The sequence below is a fragment of the uncultured Tateyamaria sp. genome, assembly GCF_947503465.1.
Taxonomy (GTDB): domain Bacteria; phylum Pseudomonadota; class Alphaproteobacteria; order Rhodobacterales; family Rhodobacteraceae; genus Tateyamaria.
Window position 1 is genome coordinate 552625 of record NZ_CANNDN010000002.1, and the last position, 19431, is coordinate 572055.

At 63.1% G+C, this 19431-nt stretch carries 17 protein-coding genes; 11 read left to right on the forward strand and 6 right to left on the reverse strand.

From position 1 onward, the window contains the following. Positions 1-110 precede the first annotated feature (110 nt). Together Q0844_RS15315 and Q0844_RS15320 are read left to right on the forward strand one after the other, a co-directional pair. Positions 111-1016, forward strand: a complete 906-nt coding sequence (locus Q0844_RS15315; protein WP_299046511.1) for a DMT family transporter — start codon at positions 111-113, stop codon at positions 1014-1016. A 95-nt stretch (positions 1017-1111) separates the two neighbouring features. Next, positions 1112-1687 (forward strand): GcrA family cell cycle regulator, encoded by a 576-nt coding sequence (locus Q0844_RS15320; protein ID WP_299046512.1) that lies wholly within the window; start codon positions 1112-1114, stop codon positions 1685-1687. Between the two features lie 75 nt (positions 1688-1762). Here Q0844_RS15320 and cueR read toward each other — a convergent pair whose 3' ends face one another. Then, the gene (gene cueR, locus Q0844_RS15325) at positions 1763-2152 is read right to left on the reverse strand and encodes a Cu(I)-responsive transcriptional regulator (protein ID WP_299046513.1); all 390 of its coding nucleotides are present in this window, start codon (positions 2150-2152) and stop codon (positions 1763-1765) included. Beyond that, complete coding sequence (locus tag Q0844_RS15330) at positions 2149-4548, reverse strand: copper-translocating P-type ATPase (protein ID WP_299046515.1); 2400 nt, start codon at positions 4546-4548, stop codon at positions 2149-2151. Before Q0844_RS15330 ends, cueR begins: the two co-directional genes overlap by 4 nt. 132 nt (positions 4549-4680) lie before the next feature. On the opposite strand from Q0844_RS15330, the gene Q0844_RS15335 reads away from it, so the two are divergent. The 6 genes from Q0844_RS15335 (at position 4681) to mdoH (ending at position 13748) form a co-directional block, all read left to right on the forward strand. Next, complete coding sequence (locus Q0844_RS15335) at positions 4681-6330, forward strand: thiamine pyrophosphate-binding protein (protein WP_299046518.1); 1650 nt, start codon at positions 4681-4683, stop codon at positions 6328-6330. Further along, positions 6317-7531: a CoA transferase gene (locus tag Q0844_RS15340; protein ID WP_299046521.1), complete on the forward strand. Its 1215-nt coding sequence runs from the start codon at positions 6317-6319 to the stop codon at positions 7529-7531. The genes Q0844_RS15335 and Q0844_RS15340 overlap by 14 nt, the downstream gene beginning before the upstream one ends. Before the next feature lie 172 nt (positions 7532-7703). Then, positions 7704-9050 carry a tetratricopeptide repeat protein gene (locus Q0844_RS15345; protein ID WP_299046524.1) on the forward strand — a complete coding sequence of 449 codons (1347 nt, stop codon included), beginning with the start codon at positions 7704-7706 and terminating at the stop codon, positions 9048-9050. A 47-nt stretch (positions 9051-9097) separates the two neighbouring features. Further along, the gene (locus Q0844_RS15350) at positions 9098-10375 is read left to right on the forward strand and encodes an OpgC domain-containing protein (protein ID WP_299046527.1); all 1278 of its coding nucleotides are present in this window, start codon (positions 9098-9100) and stop codon (positions 10373-10375) included. Further along, positions 10375-11904: a glucan biosynthesis protein G gene (locus Q0844_RS15355; RefSeq protein WP_299046530.1), complete on the forward strand. Its 1530-nt coding sequence runs from the start codon at positions 10375-10377 to the stop codon at positions 11902-11904. The genes Q0844_RS15350 and Q0844_RS15355 overlap by 1 nt, the downstream gene beginning before the upstream one ends. Continuing rightward, on the forward strand, positions 11901-13748 hold the full coding sequence (gene mdoH / locus Q0844_RS15360) for a glucans biosynthesis glucosyltransferase MdoH (RefSeq protein WP_299046532.1): 1848 nt from the start codon (positions 11901-11903) through the stop codon (positions 13746-13748). Before Q0844_RS15355 ends, mdoH begins: the two co-directional genes overlap by 4 nt. A gap of 201 nt (positions 13749-13949) precedes the next feature. Here mdoH and Q0844_RS15365 read toward each other — a convergent pair whose 3' ends face one another. The 4 genes from Q0844_RS15365 to Q0844_RS15380 form a co-directional block, all read right to left on the reverse strand. Next, positions 13950-14462, reverse strand: a complete 513-nt coding sequence (locus Q0844_RS15365; protein ID WP_299046535.1) for a rhodanese-like domain-containing protein — start codon at positions 14460-14462, stop codon at positions 13950-13952. A gap of 1 nt (position 14463) precedes the next feature. Then, complete coding sequence (locus Q0844_RS15370; protein ID WP_299046794.1) at positions 14464-14991, reverse strand: YHS domain-containing (seleno)protein; 528 nt, start codon at positions 14989-14991, stop codon at positions 14464-14466. Positions 14992-15142: 151 nt separating this feature from the next. Further along, complete coding sequence (locus Q0844_RS15375) at positions 15143-15931, reverse strand: SseB family protein (RefSeq protein ID WP_299046538.1); 789 nt, start codon at positions 15929-15931, stop codon at positions 15143-15145. Then, a complete protein-coding gene (locus Q0844_RS15380) occupies positions 15928-16509 on the reverse strand; it encodes a uracil-DNA glycosylase family protein (RefSeq protein WP_299046541.1) in 582 nt (193 codons plus the stop codon). The genes Q0844_RS15375 and Q0844_RS15380 overlap by 4 nt, the downstream gene beginning before the upstream one ends. 97 nt (positions 16510-16606) lie before the next feature. Between Q0844_RS15380 and Q0844_RS15385 the strand changes: the two genes are divergently transcribed. From Q0844_RS15385 to Q0844_RS15395, 3 genes are all read left to right on the forward strand, one after another. After that, on the forward strand, positions 16607-16945 hold the full coding sequence (locus Q0844_RS15385) for a metalloregulator ArsR/SmtB family transcription factor (protein ID WP_299046544.1): 339 nt from the start codon (positions 16607-16609) through the stop codon (positions 16943-16945). Further along, positions 16938-17969, forward strand: coding sequence for a permease (locus tag Q0844_RS15390; protein ID WP_299046546.1), 1032 nt, complete (start codon positions 16938-16940; stop codon positions 17967-17969). The genes Q0844_RS15385 and Q0844_RS15390 overlap by 8 nt, the downstream gene beginning before the upstream one ends. Positions 17970-18083: 114 nt before the next feature. Continuing rightward, positions 18084-19382, forward strand: a complete 1299-nt coding sequence (locus Q0844_RS15395; RefSeq protein WP_299046549.1) for a Na+/H+ antiporter NhaA — start codon at positions 18084-18086, stop codon at positions 19380-19382. Positions 19383-19431: the final 49 nt, after the last annotated feature.

Here is a 19431-nt window from a genome sequence, read left to right on the forward strand (position 1 = left end):
TGCGTCGGAGATGTGCATAGCTGATCATGGGGGGCGTGTACGGCAGGTCGGCATCCATTGCCAGCAAAAATGCACTTGCGCTTGGGGCGGCAGGAGCGCAGTCACGCGCCATGTTCACCCCCAAGGCCCATAACCCCGCGCTGGCGGCAGGATTCATCGTATCGGCATGTGCGTTCATCGCCGCCACCACGCTGTTTGCCAAGGCGCTTGGCACGGACCAGTTCGGCACGCCGTTGCATCCGTTCCAGATCAGCTTTGGTCGGTTCCTGTTTGCCTTTCTGACATTGGGTGTCGCGGCCACCATCCTGAGACCGCAGTTGCAGCGTCCGCATCTGGGTCTGCATCTGGCCCGCACGACAAGCGGCTGGGCCGGTGTCACGCTGATGTTTGCCTCTGTCGCCTACATTCCGCTGGCCGATGCCACCGCCATTTCGTTCCTGAACCCGGTCTTTGGCATGATCCTGGCGATCCCGCTCCTGGGTGAGCGGGTTGGAAAGTGGCGCTGGCTGGCGGCGGCCATTGCCTTTGTCGGCGCCATGGTCCTGCTGCGCCCGACGCCGGACAGTTTTCAGCCCGCCGCCCTGTTGGCGTTGGGCGCGGCCATGGCGCTGGGGCTTGAGCTGAGTTTCATCAAGAAGCTGACGGGGCGCGAGGGGCCGTTTTCCATCCTGTTGGTCAACAACGCCATCGGGTTGTGCATTGCCGGTGTCGCGGTGTCCTTTGTGTGGATCGCGCCATCCCCCCAGCAATGGGCCCTGATGGCGGGAGTGGGCTGTGCGATGGCGGCGGCCCAGTCCTGTTTCGTCAACGGTATGGCACGGGCGGATGCGAGCTTTGTCGCGCCATTCAGCTATGGCACCCTGATCTTTGCAGCCGTCTATGACATCATGTTCTATGGCGTCGTGCCGGACGCGACAACCATGGTGGGGGCCGGGATCATCATTGCCGGTGCGCTGTTGCTGGCGTGGCGCGAAGGACGAGGCGTTGTCGCCAAACCCACAGGTCGTCCCTTGTAACTTCGTCCCGTGTGATTAGTATAGGGCGCTGACACTGAATTCAGACCCACAAGCGGCCCCGCGCGAGGCCGCTTTTTAAATCGGAAAGCCTGCTGATGTCCTGGACCGACGAACGCGTTGAACTTTTGAAGAAAATGTGGGGCGAGGGCCAGTCGGCCAGCCAGATTGCCAAGGAACTTGGTGGTGTGACCCGCAACGCGGTGATCGGCAAGGTGCACCGCCTTGGCCTGTCGAACCGCGCAGGCGGCGGGTCAAGTGCCAGCACAGCCAAGGCGGAGGCCAAGCCCAAGGCCGCTCCGAAGGCCAAGGCCGAGCCGAAACCGCAGCCCAAGACAGAACCTGCCGTCAAGCCGGTCGCAGCGCCCGACCCAAAGGCCGCCGTGCCCGCGCGCAAGCAGATCATTCCAGCGGGCCAGCCCCTGCCCCCGCAGCCGTCGGCCAATGAAATCAGCCCCGAGGCGCTGGCCAAGGTCAACGAGGTCGAGAAGAAGGCCAAGAAGATCAGCCTGATGGAATTGACCGAGCGGACCTGCAAATGGCCCGTGGGCGACCCCGCCACGGACAATTTCTGGTTCTGCGGTCTGCCTGTGCAACAAGGCAAACCCTATTGCGAGGCCCATGTCGGCGTGGCGTTCCAGCCGATGTCCTCGCGCCGTGATCGCCGCCGCTGATCCGACGGTCGCCTGACGGCGACGACATTTTTCGGGGGCTCCGCCCCGTCGCATGCGCGACCCCCCGTCGTATTTTCAGTCGGAAGAAGACAGGTTTTGCAGGATGGGGCAGTCCGGTCGGTCATCCCCTGCACATGTGTGCACCAGATGACCGAGTATGTCCCGCATCGCCGACAGGTCGGCGATCTTGGCCTCGATGCTGTCGAGATGGGCACGGGCAATCCGCCGGACATCTGCGCTGGCGCGGTCCCGGTCTTCCCATAGCGCCAGAAGCGACCGGCAGTCTTCGACCGCGAAGCCCAGCGCACGGGCGCGTGCCAGGAAGGTCAGTTGGTGGATATGGGTGTCCGAGAAGCTGCGGTACCCGTTGGCTGATCGGTCCGGTGTGATCAGCCCGATCGCTTCGTAGTAGCGGATTGTCTTGGCGGGCAGGCGCGTGGCCCGGGCCGCTTGCGAGATGTTCATGTCGCCCCCGAACCGCGCAGGCGCAGCGCGTTGGTGACCACGAAGACCGACGACAGCGCCATGGCGAGCGCGGCCAGTGCCGGTGACAGTTGCGGCCCGCCCAGCGGCACCAGGACACCGGCGGCCACGGGGATCAGCGCCACGTTGTAGACAAAGGCCCAGCCCAGGTTCTGCCAGATGTTGCGCAGCGTCGCCGCACTGATGCGCATGGCGCGCAACACAGTTCCGGGATCCGGCGACATCAGAACGACATCGGCTGCCTCGATCGCCGCGTCCGTGGCGCCATTGACGGCGAGCCCCACATCAGCAGCGGCCAGCGCAGGCGCATCGTTGAGCCCGTCCCCGACAAAGGCAACCGCCCCGTGCGTGGCGCGCAGGTCGGCCAGCGCGTGCACCTTCTGGTCCGGCTTGACCCCTGCCACGACCGTGTCGATCCCAAGCGCCTGTGCCACATGCCGTGCCGCGGCGGGCGTATCACCGGAGATCATCGCAACCGCGCGTCCCTGCCCCTTGAGCGCTGCAATGGCTGCGCCTGCCCCGTCGCGCACCATGTCCCGGATGCACAGGGTCGCGACATGCACCCCATCCACGGCCACATGCACCACCGTTGCCCCGCTCTTTGCCCACGTATCGGCCGGTTCGAGCAATTCGGGGGCTGCCTGCACGCCTGAGAGCGCCAGCATGTCGCGGTTGCCGACGATGATGTGCCTGCTGTCGACACGTGCGCTTGCCCCTGCACCAAGCGCGGCAGAAAAATCCGTGACCGTGACGGGGACTGCCTTGGCTGCCGCGACGATGGCGCGGGCGATCGGATGTTCTGACATGGTTTCGACGCCTGACGCCAAATGCAGGACCTCGTCCTTGGTCCAACCCGCCGCCGAGACGACGCCGTCCAGTCGCGGTGTGCCGAGGGTCAGCGTGCCGGTCTTGTCAAAGGCCACCACACGCGCATCCTGCAATCGCTGCAAGGCATCGCCTTTGTGAAACAGCACGCCCAGTTCCGCCGCCCGGCCCGTTCCGACCATCACGGACATGGGCGTGGCCAGCCCCATGGCGCAGGGGCAGGCGATGATCAGGACCGACACAGCCGCCACCACAGCGGGTGCCAATCCCGACAGGGCCCACCACGTGCCGAAGCTGAGCGCGGCGATCAACAAGACGGCCGGTACGAACCACGCGGTCACGCGGTTCACGAGCGCCTCGACTGGCAGGCGTGCGGCCTGAGCGTCACGGGTCAGGGCCGTGATGCGGGCCAGCACCGTATCCTCGCCCACATGCGTTGCCCGCACTGTCAGCGTGCCGGTTGTCGTCAACGTGCCTCCGGTGACGATATCGCCCACCTGTTTCAGCACGGGCACCGGTTCACCCGTGAGCATGCTTTCGTCCACGTGACTGTGGCCCGATGCGACCACACCATCCACCGGAATACGCCCGCCCGGGCGCACCCGCAGCAGATCTCCCGCACCAATGACGGACAGGGGCACCTCGGACACGTCATCGCCCTGCACCCGTTCCGCAGTGTCGGGACGCAATCCAAGCAGCCGGCGCACGGCGTCACCGGTTCTGCCCTTGGCCCGCGCCTCCAGCCACCGCCCAAGAAGGATCAGCGTCACAATCACCGCTGCCGCTTCGAAATACACACCTGCAGGGGGCAAGACACCTGGCGCCAGAACCGAAAAGGCGGAAAAGGCGAATGCCGACCCGGCCCCAAGCGCCACAAGCGCATCCATATCCGGGCGCCTTTTGATCAGGTTGGGTATGCCCCGACGAAAGAACACGGCGCCCGGCCCAGCCAGCACGATGGCCGTCAGAACGAGTTGGACCACGTGGCTGGTGGTCAGCCCGATGCTGCGCGCAATCCAGTGGTGCAGCGGTGGATACAGGTGTCCGCCCATTTCGATCACGAAGACGGGCAGCGTGAGTGCTGCGGCCAGAAGGAAGCGCCGCAAACCCGACACGACGTCCTGCCCATCCGTACCTGTGGTCCCTGCGGTGTCTTGGGTGTCTTCGGCTGGATATCCCGCATCGGCAAGGGCCGCATGCAGCTGTGCGCCGCTTCCCAATGTCTGCACATGCAGGGTTTTGGTGGGCAGTCGCGCCTCGGCCCGCAGCACATTGGGCACGGCCTGTGCGGCAGTTTCGATCCGGGCAACGCAGGAGGCACAGGACATCGCGGGGATATGCAGATCGAAGTCCGAAAGTTCGGCGGGGTAGCCCGCCTGTTGCAGCGCGTCCGCCGCACTGTCCGCCCGCACCCCGGCGATGCGTGCGCTGTGATCCGCCAGGTTCACGCGGACGTCGCGCGCGCCGGGCAGCGCAGTCAGCGCGGCCTCTGCCCGGCCCACGCAGGACGCGCAATTCAGGCCCTGCAGGCCGAATGTCAGTGTGTCACTCATGCCTTGCACATAAGGGTTCCAGTCACTGGAAGGTCAAGTCCCGGGATGAAACAATGCATGGCGCAGGTGTGAGTTGTGCGTCAGGCGCGACCATGACAGGAAGGCGCGGTGCCAAAACGTGGAAGACCAAAGATGAAAGACCTGCCCCCCACCCCGCCCCGTGCCGCTGACGTTCTGGCTGCGCGGCTTTATGACGCCGGGTGTCGCTTTGCCTTCGGCATGCCCGGGGGCGAAGTTCTGACCATCGTGGACGCGCTGGAGCGGGCGGGCATCCGGTTCATTCTGTGCAAGCACGAAAATGCCGCCGCTTTCATGGCTGAGGGAGCCTGGCACCGCACAGGCGCGCCCGGCATCCTGGTGGCCACGGTGGGGCCCGGCGCCTTGAACGGCGTGAACGCCGTTGCCAACGCCCATCAGGACCGTGTTCCGCTGATCGTGCTGGCGGGCTGCGTCGATGCGGATGAGGCGCAGACCTATACCCACCAGGTGCTGGACCAGACCCAGGTGTTCCGCCCGATCACCAAGGCCACCTTCACGCTGAACACGGGTGCGGCCCATGTGATCGCCGACAAGGCCGTTGGCATCGCGACGGAAGGGCGCCCCGGTCCCGTCCATATCGATGTCCCCATCACCGTGGCCGTCACGCCCGTGACACCGCCCGTTTCGGTGCCACGCGCACCAGCCGAACCGGTGGTCCCGGCCCAGCAATCCCTGACGCAGATGCGCGCCGCACTGGCCGCCGCCGAACGCCCGGTTCTGATCGTGGGTGTTGATGCGCTGAACCAGGGATTTGACCCCCGCTGTCAGGACATGGCCGCCACGCTGCGTCGCTTTGTCGAAACCTACAACGTGCCTGTCATCACCACCTACAAGGCCAAGGGGCTGCTGCCCGAGGATCATCCGCTGGCGCTGGGTGGGGCGGGCCTGTCGCCCAAGGCGGACAGGATCCTGTTGCCGGTTGTGCACCGGGCCGACCTGATCATCGGCCTGGGCTATGATCCGATCGAAATGCGGACCGGCTGGCGGGATTTCTACTATCCCGGCATCCAGACCATGATCGACATCACGGCGGAGCCGAACCACCATTACATGCACCAGGCCACCACCAACGTGATCGGCGATTGCGCGGCAACCCTGACAGCCATGAGCGACGGGATCGAACCGCGCACGACGTGGGCGGATGGCGAAATTGCCAAGGCCAGGGCAGATCTTGCAGCCGCCTTCCCGACCGATGAAGACTGGGGTCCTGCCGCCGTGATCGATACCTGCCGGGCCGCCCTGCCGCGCGACGCGCTTGCCACTGCTGACAGCGGTGCGCACCGCATCCTGCTGAGCCAGATGTGGGCGTGTTACGAGCCGCGCGGTCTGATGCAGTCATCCGCACTTTGCACCATGGGCTGTGCGGTTCCGCTGGCGATGGGCGCGCAAGTGGCTGAGCCTGACCGCACGGTTGTCAGCTTTTCCGGCGATGCCGGTTTCCTGATGGTCGCGGGTGAATTGTCCACTGCCGCCGAACTGGGGCTTAGGACCATCTTCGTGGTGTTCGTGGACGCCTCCCTTGCCCTGATCGAGCTGAAACAGCGTCAGCGGCAACTGACAAATGCGGGCGTGGATTTTGCCAAGCACGACTTTGCCGCCATTGGCCGTGCCTTTGGCGGGGCGGGTCATACGGTTTCCTCGCGCGCCGAGCTTCGGGCGGCCCTGGACGCCGCCCGATCCGCGGATACCTTCACTGTCATCGCAGCCGTGATTGACCGGGGGGCGTATGATGGCCGCATCTGACACACCGGGCGCGCTGGACGGGCTGTTTGTCCTTGACCTGTCGCGCATCCTTGCGGGTCCGACGGCCACTCAGTTGCTGGGCGATATGGGGGCAACGGTCATCAAGATCGAAAACCCCGAGACCGGAGGTGATGACACCCGCGCGTGGGGGCCGAACTATGCCAAGGGCGCGGATGGCAACCCGACCGACCTGTCGGCCTATTTCATGGCGGCCAACCGCAACAAGCAATCAGTGGCCGTGGACCTGTCCACCGACGACGGGCAGGACATCGTCCGACAGCTGGCCGCCCGCGCGGATGTGGTGATTGAAAACTACAAACCCGACGGGCTGGTCAAATACGGGCTCGACCACACGACGCTGCGCAAGGCGCATCCCGGGCTAGTCTACTGTTCGATCTCTGGCTTTGGGCAGACCGGCCCAAACCGGGATCAGCCAGGCTATGACCTGATGGCGCAAGGGTATGGCGGGATCATGTCGCTGACTGGCGACCCGGACGGCACGCCAACCAAGGTGGGCGTGGGCATCGCCGATGTCATGTGCGGAATGTATGCGACCATCGGTATTCTGGCCGCCCTGCGCCACCGGGATCAGACAGGCGAAGGGCAACATATCGACCTGAGCCTGGTGGACGCGCAAATGGCGTGGCTGATCAACGAAGGGTGCAATTACCTTGTCTCGGGTCAGGTGCCCGAACGACGCGGCAACGCGCATCCCAACATCGTGCCCTATGACGCCTTTGCCACGTCGGACGGCCACGTGCTGGTGGCCGTGGGCAATGACAGCCAGTTCGTCCGGTTTTGCGACGCCATCGGCGCACCAGAGCTGGGCACGGATCCGCGCTATGCGACCAACCTCAAGCGGATCGAAAACCGGGTCACTCTGACAGCGGCGTTGACGCCCCTCCTTGCGGCCATGACCAAGGACGATCTGCTGGGCAAGATGCACAGCGTGAAGGTGCCAGGTGGTCCCATCCATGACGTGGCCGAAGCACTGAAGTCCGATCAGGCAAAAGCACGCGGTACGGTTGTGCATGTGCCGCGCGACGACGTCGCGGACGGACACGTCCGGCTTCTGGCGAATCCGCTCAAGTTTTCAGCAACACCAGTGACATATCGGCGCCCTCCGCCCCGGTTCGGGCAGGACACGGACGCGGTTCTTGCAACACTGAAGTCTCAAAAACCGCACCAAGACGACACCTGACCCAAGCGCTTTGGCCGGTTTTCGCCTGCTTTCGTCAAATGTGCAGAATTTTTGCTCACATTCCCCCCACCAAACCTTCACGGTTGCGTGTGTCCACCGCACATTACATGTCAAACGGGCTTAGATGTTCTACACCACATCCAGAATACTTACGGTAAGAGGTACCGCCCACATGATGCACGATATCTGCCAAGCGCCGGTCAGCCTGGAGGACCCCGCGCTCGTTGACGAGTGGAACGGTATGATCCGCGCCTTCATGGCGCACGGCACCGCCACGCCGACGCATCTGGGCGCTGTTTTGTCCGGTGCACCGCAATTCGCGATGGGCTTTGCTGCCAAGGGCCTGTTTTCCCTGATGATGGGACGGGCCGAACTTTGGGACGTAGCGCATCAGGCCGGCAAGGACGCCGTTGCCGCGCTGGCCGTGTCTGGCGGCAGCCCCCGGGAACGGTTGTGGGTCCGCGCGTTGGGTGAGTGGTTGGATGGCCGCCCATCCGGCGCAATTGCCGCGATGGAACGCGTGCTGGCTGAACATCCCACAGATACCCTGTCGGCCAAGGTCAGCCATGCCATCCGCTTTATCCTGGGCGATGGCGTGGGCATGCGCGCGTCGATCGAGAACATCCTGGACGCCCACAAAGGCCACGCGCTCGAAGGCTATGTGCACGGCTGCCACGCCTTCACGCTGGAAGAAACGGGCGAGTACGCCGCTGCCGAAGCCGCTGGCCTCAAGGGGCTGGAATTGACAACCGACGACGCCTGGGGCCTGCACGCTGTCGCCCACGTCTATGACATGACATCCCGCCCCGATGCCGGGATTTCCCTGATCGAAAACAACCTTTCTGCCTGGGATCACTGCAACAACTTCCGCTACCATGTGTGGTGGCACAAGGCGCTGCTGCACATGGACCGGGGCGAGAACGACATCGTGCTGGCGCTTTATGATCAGCAGATCCGCGCGGACAAGACCGACGACTACCGCGACATCGCCAATGCAACATCGCTGCTGATGCGGCTGGAACTGGAAGGCATGAACGTATCGAACCGGTGGGACGAGCTGGCGGATTTCGCCCAGAACCGCACCGACGACGGTTGCCTGGTCTTTGCCGATCTGCACTATCAACTGGCGCTTGGTGCCGCAGGGCGTGAAGACGCCAAGGCCGCCATGGCGGCGCGCTTTGCCGTTGATGCCGCACGCCAGGGCGAAATGCCCGCACGCGTCGCCGATCCGGGCAAGGCAGCCCTTGCCGGTCTGAATGCCTTTGCCGAAGGGCGCTATGACGCGGCCTTCCGCGACCTCGCTGCGGCGCGCCCGACCATGCAAACCATCGGCGGCAGCCACGCCCAGCGCGACGTATTCGAACGGATGACCATTGATGCAGGCTTGCGGTCCGGAATGTATGACGCGGTTGAGGCCCTGATCGAAGACAGGATCGCCCGCCGCGCGGGTGTCATCGACCGGTTCGCCGCGACGCGGCTTGCCTCGATCAACGACGCCCGGCGCATCCCTGCGCAATAAGGCGCGGGGAGATGGTGCCCATGTGTAAGGTAAAGTAGACAGCGGCCATGACGTTTGCCGACCCCACGAACACTGCCGCGGCCCCGTCCGCAGCGGCCCCCGCAGCCAATCCGGTGCGGGTGCGCGATATCCGTCTGGATTTCTTTCGTGGCATCGCGATGTTCATCATCCTGTTTGCCCACACGCCCGGCAATTTCCTGACGCGGTGGATTCCTGCCCGCTGGGGTTTTTCCGACGCGACCGAAATGTTCGTGTTCTGCTCGGGCATGGCCTCTGCCATCGCCTTTGGCGCAACCTTTGACCGGGCGGGCTTTGCCCTTGGCACGGCCCGTGTGGGGTATCGCATCTGGCAAGTCTACTGGGCGCATGTGGGCCTGTTTTTTGCCACCGCTGCCCTGCTGGTCTATGTCACCGACCTAGAGATCACGGACCGCAATTACTGGGGTCAGATGAACCTCTGGATGATCTTTGTCGAGCATGACGAGGGGCTTTGGGAAATTCCCAACATGCTGTTCAGCTTCATGACGCTGCAATGGGTGCCGAACCTGTTCGACATCCTGCCGATGTACATGGTGATCCTTGCCATGATGCCGCTGGTCATTGCCCTGAGCCGCGTGCATCTGGGCCTGGTGGCTGCGCTTTGCATCATCCTGTGGGTCTTTGCCCAGCGCCGCTTCATGGAGGCGGCAGGCCTGCCCTATCTCAATTTCACGGCTGAGCCGTGGGTGGGCAGTGACGAGTGGCAACGGCGCTGGTTCCTCAATCCCTTTGGCTGGCAGCTCGTGTTCTTTACCGGCTTTGCCTTCATGCGGGGGTGGTTGCCCAAACCGCCGGTGAACGCGGTACTGATCGGCATCGCCACGATCATCGTGCTGGCGAACATCCCGTTTTCCAGCGTCGGCGTGCGCGACAATGGCGGGCTGGGCCTTGAGTGGGCCCGCGAATGGCGGTCCGAGAACCGTCAATGGATTTCGAAGTCCGACTTTGGGCTCTTGCGCTATGTCCAGTTCCTAGCGCTGGCCTATCTGGCCTGGGTGTTGGCAGGGGACAAGGGCAACCGGTTGCGCGTGACCGCGACCAATGCAATCGCACGGGCCTGGGAAAAAGTGCTTGCCCTGATCCTGAAGGTCGGCCAGCAATCGCTCGCCGTTTTCGTGGTGTCGATCTTTGTCGCCCGCTTCAACGGCTTCGCGATGGATGTTCTTGGCCGCGACACCGGAACTGTTCTGGCCGTCAATGCGTTTGGGTGTGGCGTGCTGATCCTGACCGCCTACCTGGCAGGCTGGTTCAAAACGACCCCGTGGAAACCGAAGGTGACCCGCTGATGCTGCGACGCGAGTTTCTCGCATCTCTGGCCGCCCTCGCCGCGGCGCCGGGCGCCTCCTGGGCGCAGGATGAACCCGGTTTGCAACTGGGCGACGCAACAGCATTCAATCCGGCGGACGTGATCGCGCTGGCGCGCGACAAGGCATCGCGGGCCTATGAGCCCCGCCCGATGATCCCGGAGCCGTGGCAGAACCTGACCTACGACCAGTATCGCAAGATCTGGTTCGACAGCCGCAACGGTCTTTGGGAAGGCACCGACGCGTCCCAACGGGTCGACGTGTTCCCGCCTGGCCTTTACTACCCGCAGGCCATCCGCACCTACGTGGTCGAAAATGGGCAAGCCCGACCGCTGAAGTTCGACTTTGGTGTTTTTGACACCACGGACAAGTTCCCGGCAGACCTGCCCGTGGATGACACGTTGGGCTATTCCGGCCTGCGCCTGCGGGCCGAGCTGCGCCAGCCCGGCATCTACGAGGAATACGCCGTCTTTCAAGGGGCCAGCTATTTCCGGGGCATCGGGACGGGCGACATCTATGGCCTGTCGGCACGCGGCCTTGCCTTGCATACCGCCGACCTGCGCCAAAGCGAGGAATTTCCCGACTTCACCCAATTCTGGCTGGAGCGTCCCGCATCCGGGGCCGCAAAAATCATCGTGCACGCCCTGCTCGACAGCCCGTCGTGCACCGGTGCCTACCGGTTCGAGATCATGCCCGGCCAGCCCTTGGTGATGGAAGTCGAGGCTGAGATTTTCGCGCGCGAAACACTGACCCATGTGGGCATCGCACCGCTGACCTCCATGTTCATGTTCGACGACATGGACAAACAGCGTTTTGATGATTTCCGCCCGGCCGTGCACGACAATGACGGGCTGATGATCCACAATGGCGCGGGCGAAGTAATTTGGCGGCCCCTCGCCAATCCCCGCACGTTGCAGATCAGCGCCTTCGGCGACACAGATCCGCGCGGCTTTGGCCTGATGCAAAGGGCGCGCAAGTTCAGCGACTTCAACGATCTCGAAGCGCTCTATCATCGCCGCCCCGGCCTGTGGGTCACGCCCGGCGAAGGATGGGGGCGCGGCTCGGTCGCGCTGGTCGAAATTCCGACCGACAAGGAAATCTACGACAACATCGTGGCCTATTGGCGACCGTCGGCTGATATCGAGGCCGGGACGTCACACCGCATGACCTATCGGCTGGATTGGGGCGAAGACCCCGCCCCCACCGCCGCCATGCCGTTGCGCGTGCTGAATACGGCCGCAGGTGGCCGCCCCGAAGGTGGACGCATCTTTACCATCGATTTCGAGAACGCGCCGCACGTTCCGGATGACCTGTCCAAGATCGACCGCCTTGTGCGGTCGAGTGCGGGCGATGTGACCGAAGGCATCATCCAGCGCAATCCTGAAACAGGTGGCCCGCGCCTTGCCTTCACCTTCACGGCAGGCGACGCGAATTGGGCCGAGTTCCGCGCGCAATTGCGTCTTGATGGTCAGGCTTTGAGCGAAGTGTGGTTGTACAGGTGGACCGCATGACCCGGCACGCCATGCCCCCTCGCGCGCCGCTTGATATGCCGGCGCAGGATTTTGCCCGCGCGCCATCGCAGGCCGACGCGGGCACCGAACGCCAAGACCCGATCTGGCGCATGGCCGTATTTCTGCCAGCCCTTGCAATCACGGGTCTGACGCTTTGGGGTTTTTACGGGCTGTTCGAGATGTCGGGCATGACCGGATTCGAATATGTGCTGCTGGCGCTGATCGGTCTGACGTTTATCTGGGTCACGATTGCAGTGTCGACCGTTGGCGTGGGTCTGGCCGGGCGGCTTGATCCGACGTGCAAGCCGGCCTCTGCGGACCCTTTGGATGTGGCGCTTTTGGTGCCGATCTACAACGAAACGCCCTGGGATGTCTTCGGCAATTCCGCAGCGATGTTGACGGATCTGACGCGCCGGACGGGCGGCCACCGTTACGCGCTGTTCATCCTGAGCGACACGACGGATGAGGCGATTGCCGACCAGGAGTGGGAGGCGTTTCAAGCGCTGCAAGCCACCGCACCGATGCCCGTGTACTACCGCCGTCGTGAGCAGAATACCGACAAGAAGGTCGGCAATCTCGAAGACTGGATCACCGGGTGGGGTGCCGCGTTCGAGGCGATGCTGGTGCTGGACGCCGACAGTCTGATGACAGGGCGCGCGGTTGACCGGTTGTCGACGGAACTTGCCGCTGATCCCAGGGCCGGTCTGATCCAGAGCTTTCCGCAGCTGATCGGTGCAAATACGCTATTTGCCCGGATGCAGCAGTTTTCGAACATCGCCTATGGCTGGCTTCTGGCCGAGGGGCTGGCGCATTGGGCGCGGACCGAGGGCAACTATTGGGGTCATAACGCGATCATCCGCACACATGCCTTTGCTTCCTCGGCCGGATTGCCGCATTTGCGCAGCCTGTCGGGACGCACCGATCTGATCCTGTCCCATGATTTTGTCGAAGCGTCACTGCTGCGTCGCGCAGGTTGGCGGGTGCGCTTCCTGCCGCGCATCTCCGGCAGTTTCGAGGAAACGCCCGGCACGCTGATTGACTACATCGTGCGCGACCGGCGCTGGTGCCGGGGCAACCTGCAGCACTTGCGCCTATTGGGCACACGCGGACTGCACCCCGTCAGCCGTTTCCACCTGTTCCAGGGGGCTGCTGCCTATCTGATGTCGCCCGCATGGTTTGTCCTGCTGGTGTTCTGGGCGCTTCTGGGTCGCGATTCCGAAACCAACGTGATTTCGTATTTCAACGAGGCGAACCCGCTTTTTCCGAACTGGCCGCCCGCGATGACACATATCGACAGTGCCATCTTCCTGGTTGTGATGTACGCGATGCTGCTGACGCCCAAGATCACCAGTTCGATCATCATTTCGGCAAACGGCAAGGCCGTGCGCTTTTTCGGAGGGCGCCGGGTCTTTGCCGGGGCTGTCCTGACCGAACTGGCGCTGTCGATTGCCTATGCCCCCATCATGATGATCCAACAGACCAAGGCCGTGATCGGGGGAATGTTGGGACGCGGGGGCTGGGCGCCACAAAGCCGAACGGCTCAGGCCTATCCCTGGACCACGTTGATCAAGTTCCATTGGATCGAATCCGCCCTGGGTGCGCTTCTGGTCCTGGGTCTGGGTGCTGGTTTGGTGTCCTGGTGGCTGATCCCGATCGCCGTCAGCCTTGCCTTCGCGGTGCCGCTGTCTGCGCTTAGCGCCTATCCATTGGCACAGTCGCGCCTCTCGGGGTTGCGGCTCGACAATCCTCTGACCCTGCGCGAGCCCGCTATTGTGGGCAGCGCCCGCACGGCACGCGCAGAAATGCGGGCCCGGATCGAAGCCAGCAAAATCGCGGCAGAATAGGCGCGCAAGCACCGCTAGGGCGTTTCACCGTCCGGTGCGGTGTCGGTGACGTGTTCTCTTGGAAATGTGCCAGAGTGTGCTGGCCGTTCGGCACCCCTTGCCATCGATCACGTCGGCACAGGCAGGCAAACTCTTTTTGTTTTGATCAGGCAGACAGTGGCATCGAGGCCCAGGCACAACCGCGCTTGCTTGAACCGCGCGCTACTCGGCCACCCACGTCACGGTCGGCAAGCCGCGCTTCAGCCAACCGGGTCCTGCACCGGATCCCAGCATACCCTCGGGAACGTCAATGATGTTGGAAAAGCCCGCGTCGGTCAGGCGTCGTGTCATGTTGCGGGACCGCACGCCCCGCGCGCAGATCAGCGCGACAGGCGTATCCGTCCGGCCGTTTGTGCGGGTCAAGAGCACATCCGTAAAGTCCTTGCGGCGCATGTCGATGGGCACCGCGCCCTCGCCGATGCCGGTACGCGACCATTCGTCGGGGCGGCGAATGTCAACCAGAATGATGTCCCCATTGACCGCCGCAACATGCGCATCGGGTGTGCTGAGCGTTCCATCCACCCCGGCCTGGGCCGAGATGTTGTACCAGCGGGAGGCAAACACCGCACCGCCGACAACGGCGGCACCCGTCAAAAGGCCAAAGCCCCGGCGCGACATGCGCGCCGGGGCCTGCGCCCGATCAGTTTCGGGGGGGTGTTCGGGCGTGTTGGTCATGTCAGGTTTTCGGTGCTTCGCTCGTGAATTTCGGGATCGTACTGTCCGAAGCCGCGTCATCCTCGATACTCACCCAGTTGGTTTCGGATTTCGAGATGTTGCCGGGAATGTCTTCCTCCCAGAACCCGACAACCACATCCGTGATGTTCAGGTACAGCTTGTCATCAACGATGCGCCACAGGTTGGGGTTGGCAGGAACCTTGCCGCCCTGGGCAACGCCGTAAGCACAATGACCGTCGTATTGAGGTGCATAGCGGGCTGGGTCAGCGACAAACTTGTCGCGGTTCTCTTCGGTGGAAAATGCAAATGTCGCGCCGTTGTACTCTGCCGTGATGTTGGCGTTGCCTGGCACGCCCGCGGTCTGTGTTTGGCCGACAGGTTTGGATGGCAGGTCAAAATATGCCACGACGTCATATCCCGAAACGGCAAAGCCGGTCTCGTCTACATACTGATCTCCCGCGAACGCCGCAGAAGCAAAAGCAAGCGCGCTGGTAGCAGCAGCGGCAAGGGTCATCGAAAAGCGGTTCATCATCCGGTGTCATCCTTTGTCAAACTGGGACCCGCGCAGTGTTGCGCCGGATGATCGGACAATAAGGGCGCACGGTCCAGCATTTCAGCCCTTCTCGCGGCGATGTGAGGACGCGCGGGAATACGTGATCATTCACAGGGGATACTGCGCCCTAGCGCAGACGGGGCGGGCGGTCCGGGTCCATGCCTGGTGCGACCGGTTCTGGTGACCGTGCCGGGGCGGGCTGCGGCAGGTCGAACCGCAGACCAACACGGGCCAGTCTTTCGGTCACCGGATCAGCGGCATCAAAAAATCCAACATCCATCGCGCCCGCCTCGATCCCCGAGAAGGTCAAAGCCTCGGAAGCGGCACGGGCCAGCGCATCCTCTGCCCCCGGCGCGGCACCCACGAAGGCGAGCATGTGGCCGGACACGCCCGCATCATCCGTGGTCCCCACCAGATAGGCGATCTGGGCCAATCCGGTTGCTGTCGCCAGCTTGGTGTCCAGGGCGGCAATCAGAATGTCCGGCAATCCGGCGGGGGCGGACACCTCGGCCAGGCGCGCCTCAACTTCGTCAGGCCCATGTCCCAGCGTTTGGGCCAGCCACCGGACGCCATCCGCATCCAGCAGAAAGGACGAGGGTGCAACATCGAGGTTCAGACCAAGACCAAGACCCTGTTCCGCCAGCAGCTGTGCAATAACGCGGCCGGACAGCGCGGCATAAGGGGCCTCTGCCCCAACAAAGGCGGCAAGCCGTTCTTCACGATCAAAAACAAGCACCAGTGGGCCTGCGCCCGGATCAAACACTTGCGGCGTGACCTGATCACCGGTCGCCTCTGCTTCCAACAGCAGAAAGAGTTCTGCATCGCCCAGCCGTTCAAAAAACCGCAGGCGAACGCTGTCATCCTCGGGCGCTGCCTGCATGGAAGCATGAGCCTGATCCAATACTGTTTCCGTCACGCCAGTACCTCTTTCACCCGCGCCCGCAGCACGGGCAGCACGTCTTCCTCGAACCACGGGTTCTTCTTCAGCCACCCGGTATTGCGCCATGACGGATGAGGCAAGGGAAAGGCCCGGGGTGCAAAGTCACGCCACGACGCGACCGTGTCGCGCACCGACATCCTGGTGCCCAGATGCCAGGACTGCGCATAGCCCCCGATCAGCAGCACCAAAGGTACGTCGCCCAAATGGTTCATAACCTGGGTTCGCCATGTCGTGGCGCAGATTTTCGGCGGCGGACGGTCGGACCCCTTGGCGTCGTAGCCCGGAAAACAGAACGCCATCGGAACGATCGCCAGCTTGTCGCGATCATAAAACGTTGCCTCATCCATCCCCAGCCAATCGCGTAACCGGTCGCCGGAAGGGTCGGTAAAGGGTCTTCCGCTTTCATGCACGCGCGCTCCGGGCGCCTGTCCTGCGATCAGAATGCGCGCGCCGGGCTTGAACCACACGACTGGGCGCGGCCTGTGGGCCGTCTCGGTCGCGGCAAAGCGGTCGGCGCAAAGGGTGCAGGCACGAATGTCATCGGTCAAAGCCATGGCAAGCACCTAAGCGCGTTCAGGCACTTAGGCAATTACTTCGAGGATTGTCGAAATAAGTCTTGCGCCAGCCATTCATTTCGACAATTCTAGAAATATGAAAATAGATTCGCATCATCCGCTTGATCTGACGCGCGCTGCCGCTGCTTTTGCCGCGCTTGGATCCGAACAGCGCTTGTCGGTTCTGCGTATGCTTGTCCGGGCGGGTCCGGACGGGTTGAGCATCGGTGATTTGGGCGCGCGCACTGGTGTTACAGGCTCGACCCTGACCCACCACGTCAAGATCCTTCATAGCGCAGGCCTTGTGACACAAGCGCGTCAGGGCCGATCGATCATCTGTGCGGCTGTCGCCTTTGACGAAGTGCAGGACTTGTCGAATTTCCTTCTGACCGAATGCTGTGCAGACAGCCCCAACCAGGATCACGATCATGGCTGACACCACGTCCCCCTCCTCCACGCCACGGCTCTGGGCGCGTATCGACCGTGTCTGGCTTGCCGCCGCGCTGATCATCGGCGTCGTGGCCTTGATCGACTTTCCCCGGACCGATGATGTGATCACCTTTGCGGCCAGGGCGTTGCTGGGCACCCTGCCCTTTATTGCCTTCGCCGTCTTCGCAATCGCCTATCTGAAAGCGACCGGTGCCGAAAACCTTCTGGCCAAGGCATTTCAGGGCAACCCTGCGCGCATGATCGTCATGGCCGCATTGCTGGGTGGGTTATCGCCCTTTTGCTCATGCGAAGTCATCCCGTTCATCGCCGCCCTGCTGGCCGTCGGTGCGCCGCTGGCCGCCGTCATGGCCTTCTGGCTTGCCTCGCCGCTGATGGATCCGGCCATGTTCGCCATCACCACCGGTGCCATCACGCTGGACTTCGCAATTGCGAAAACGCTCGCCGCTGTTGCGCTTGGCCTTTTTGGCGGGTTCGGCACTTTGATGCTTTCGCGGACGCCCATTTTTACCGACCCGTTGCGGGAAAAGCCCGCCGTGGGTGGATGCTGTGGGGTCAAGGCGCCCTTCTCCGCCACGCCTGTCTGGTCATTCTGGCAGGTTCCGGAACGGGTACAGATCTTTCGCCATGCGGGGCTCGAAAACGGGGTATTCCTGCTGAAGTGGCTGACACTTGCCTACGTGATCGAAGCGCTGATGGTCTACTACATGCCCGCTGATTTCATCGCCAATGTCTTGGGTGGCGGGGGCTTGGGCACCATTCTGTTGGGTGCGTTCGTGGGCATGCCCGCCTACCTCAACGGCTATGCCGCGGCCCCATTGATCGGCGACTTGTTGGATCAGGGCATGGCACCGGGTGCCGCGATGTCCTTCATGATCGCGGGCGGTGTCAGTTCGATCCCGGCCGCACTTGCTGTCTGGGCGCTGGTCAAGCCGCGCATTTTTGCGGCCTATCTGGGCTTTGCCCTGATCGGGTCCGTTCTGACCGGCATCGCGTGGCAAATGATCGCCTGACCGCCACACCCCCTGCCGAATTCGCGTCAACCGGCCCGGCGATGCATCCGCCGGGTTGCCCCTTTGCCGCCACATGCGCTAAGCCGCTTTAGCAATAATACGGGTGGAGCGCACATGTACCGCGTCTGGAGTTTTCTGACCAACTATTCTCTGTTGCTGATCCTCGGCGCGGTCACTGCCCTGATCTGGGCCAATATTGACGCCCATTCCTATCACCATTTCGTGGAATATCCGGTTTGGTTCAACGATTGGATCGGCGTCGATTATGACTATTGGAAAAAGCTCTATGGCGACGGGTACGACAAGTATGACGCTGGCGGCGCGGCCAAGGTTCTGTCTGCCCACTACTTGATCAACGACATGGCCATGGCCCTGTTCTTTGGCATCGCGGCCAAGGAAGTGTGGGAGGCCGTCGTCCTCAAGAACGGTTCGCTGCGCGGAAAAAAGGCCGCAACCCCCTTGTTTGCAACGGTGGGCGGTATGGTTGGCCCCATCTCGGTCTACCTCGGGCTTGCCGTGCTGCTGGGGTCCGACACTTATGATGCTGTCGCCAATGGCTGGGCCATTCCCACTGCCACCGACATCGCGTTCAGCTATCTGGTCGGGCGTATCGTGTTTGGCGCGGGCCACCCTGCCGTGCGGTTCCTGCTGCTGCTGGCCATCGCGGATGACGCGGCGGGCCTGATCATCCTTGCGATCTTCTACCCCTCTGGTGAACTGGCGCTGGAATGGCTGCTTTTGTCGGCCTTCGCCGCCGTGGCCGTCTTCTTTATCTTCAACTGGTTGCCCCGGCGCATGGACCAGCACAAGCAGGACCGGCCCAATTCGACATGGGTGCGCAAAACGCTTGGCTTCTGGCCCTATGCCGTGGCGGGCTGTGTCAGCTGGTACGGGTTCATGGCGTCGGGCCTGCACCCGTCGCTGGGCCTTTTGCCCATCGTACCGGCCATTCCGCACGCAGACCGTGCCTTCGGCATCTTCTCGGAGGCCGAGAAATACCTGACCGACCTGCTGAACCAGATCGAACACGCGCTGAAATCACCCGTGGAAATCGTGCTGTTCTTCTTTGGTCTCCTGAACGCAGGGGTTGCGTTCAGCGCCATCGGGGACGCGACGTGGCTCGTGCTGGCGGGCTTGCTGATCGGCAAGCCCGTCGGCATCCTGATCTTCGGTTGGTTGGCCGCACGACCGCTTGGACTGGGCATTCCCGAAGGCATGCGCATTATCGACCTGGTGGTCATCGGCTGTGTGGCTGCCATCGGCTTTACCGTGTCGCTGTTCTTCGCCTCCGCCGCCTTCGATGCAGGGCCGGTTCAGGATGCGGCCAAGATGGGCGCGCTCTTCAGCTTTATCGCTGCGGTGATCTCGATTGTCGTGGGGCGGCTCACGCGGGTCGAAAAACAGGAAGCTTGACCTTCACACCCCGTCACGACTGCGTGGCGGGGGATGCTCCATTGTCAAT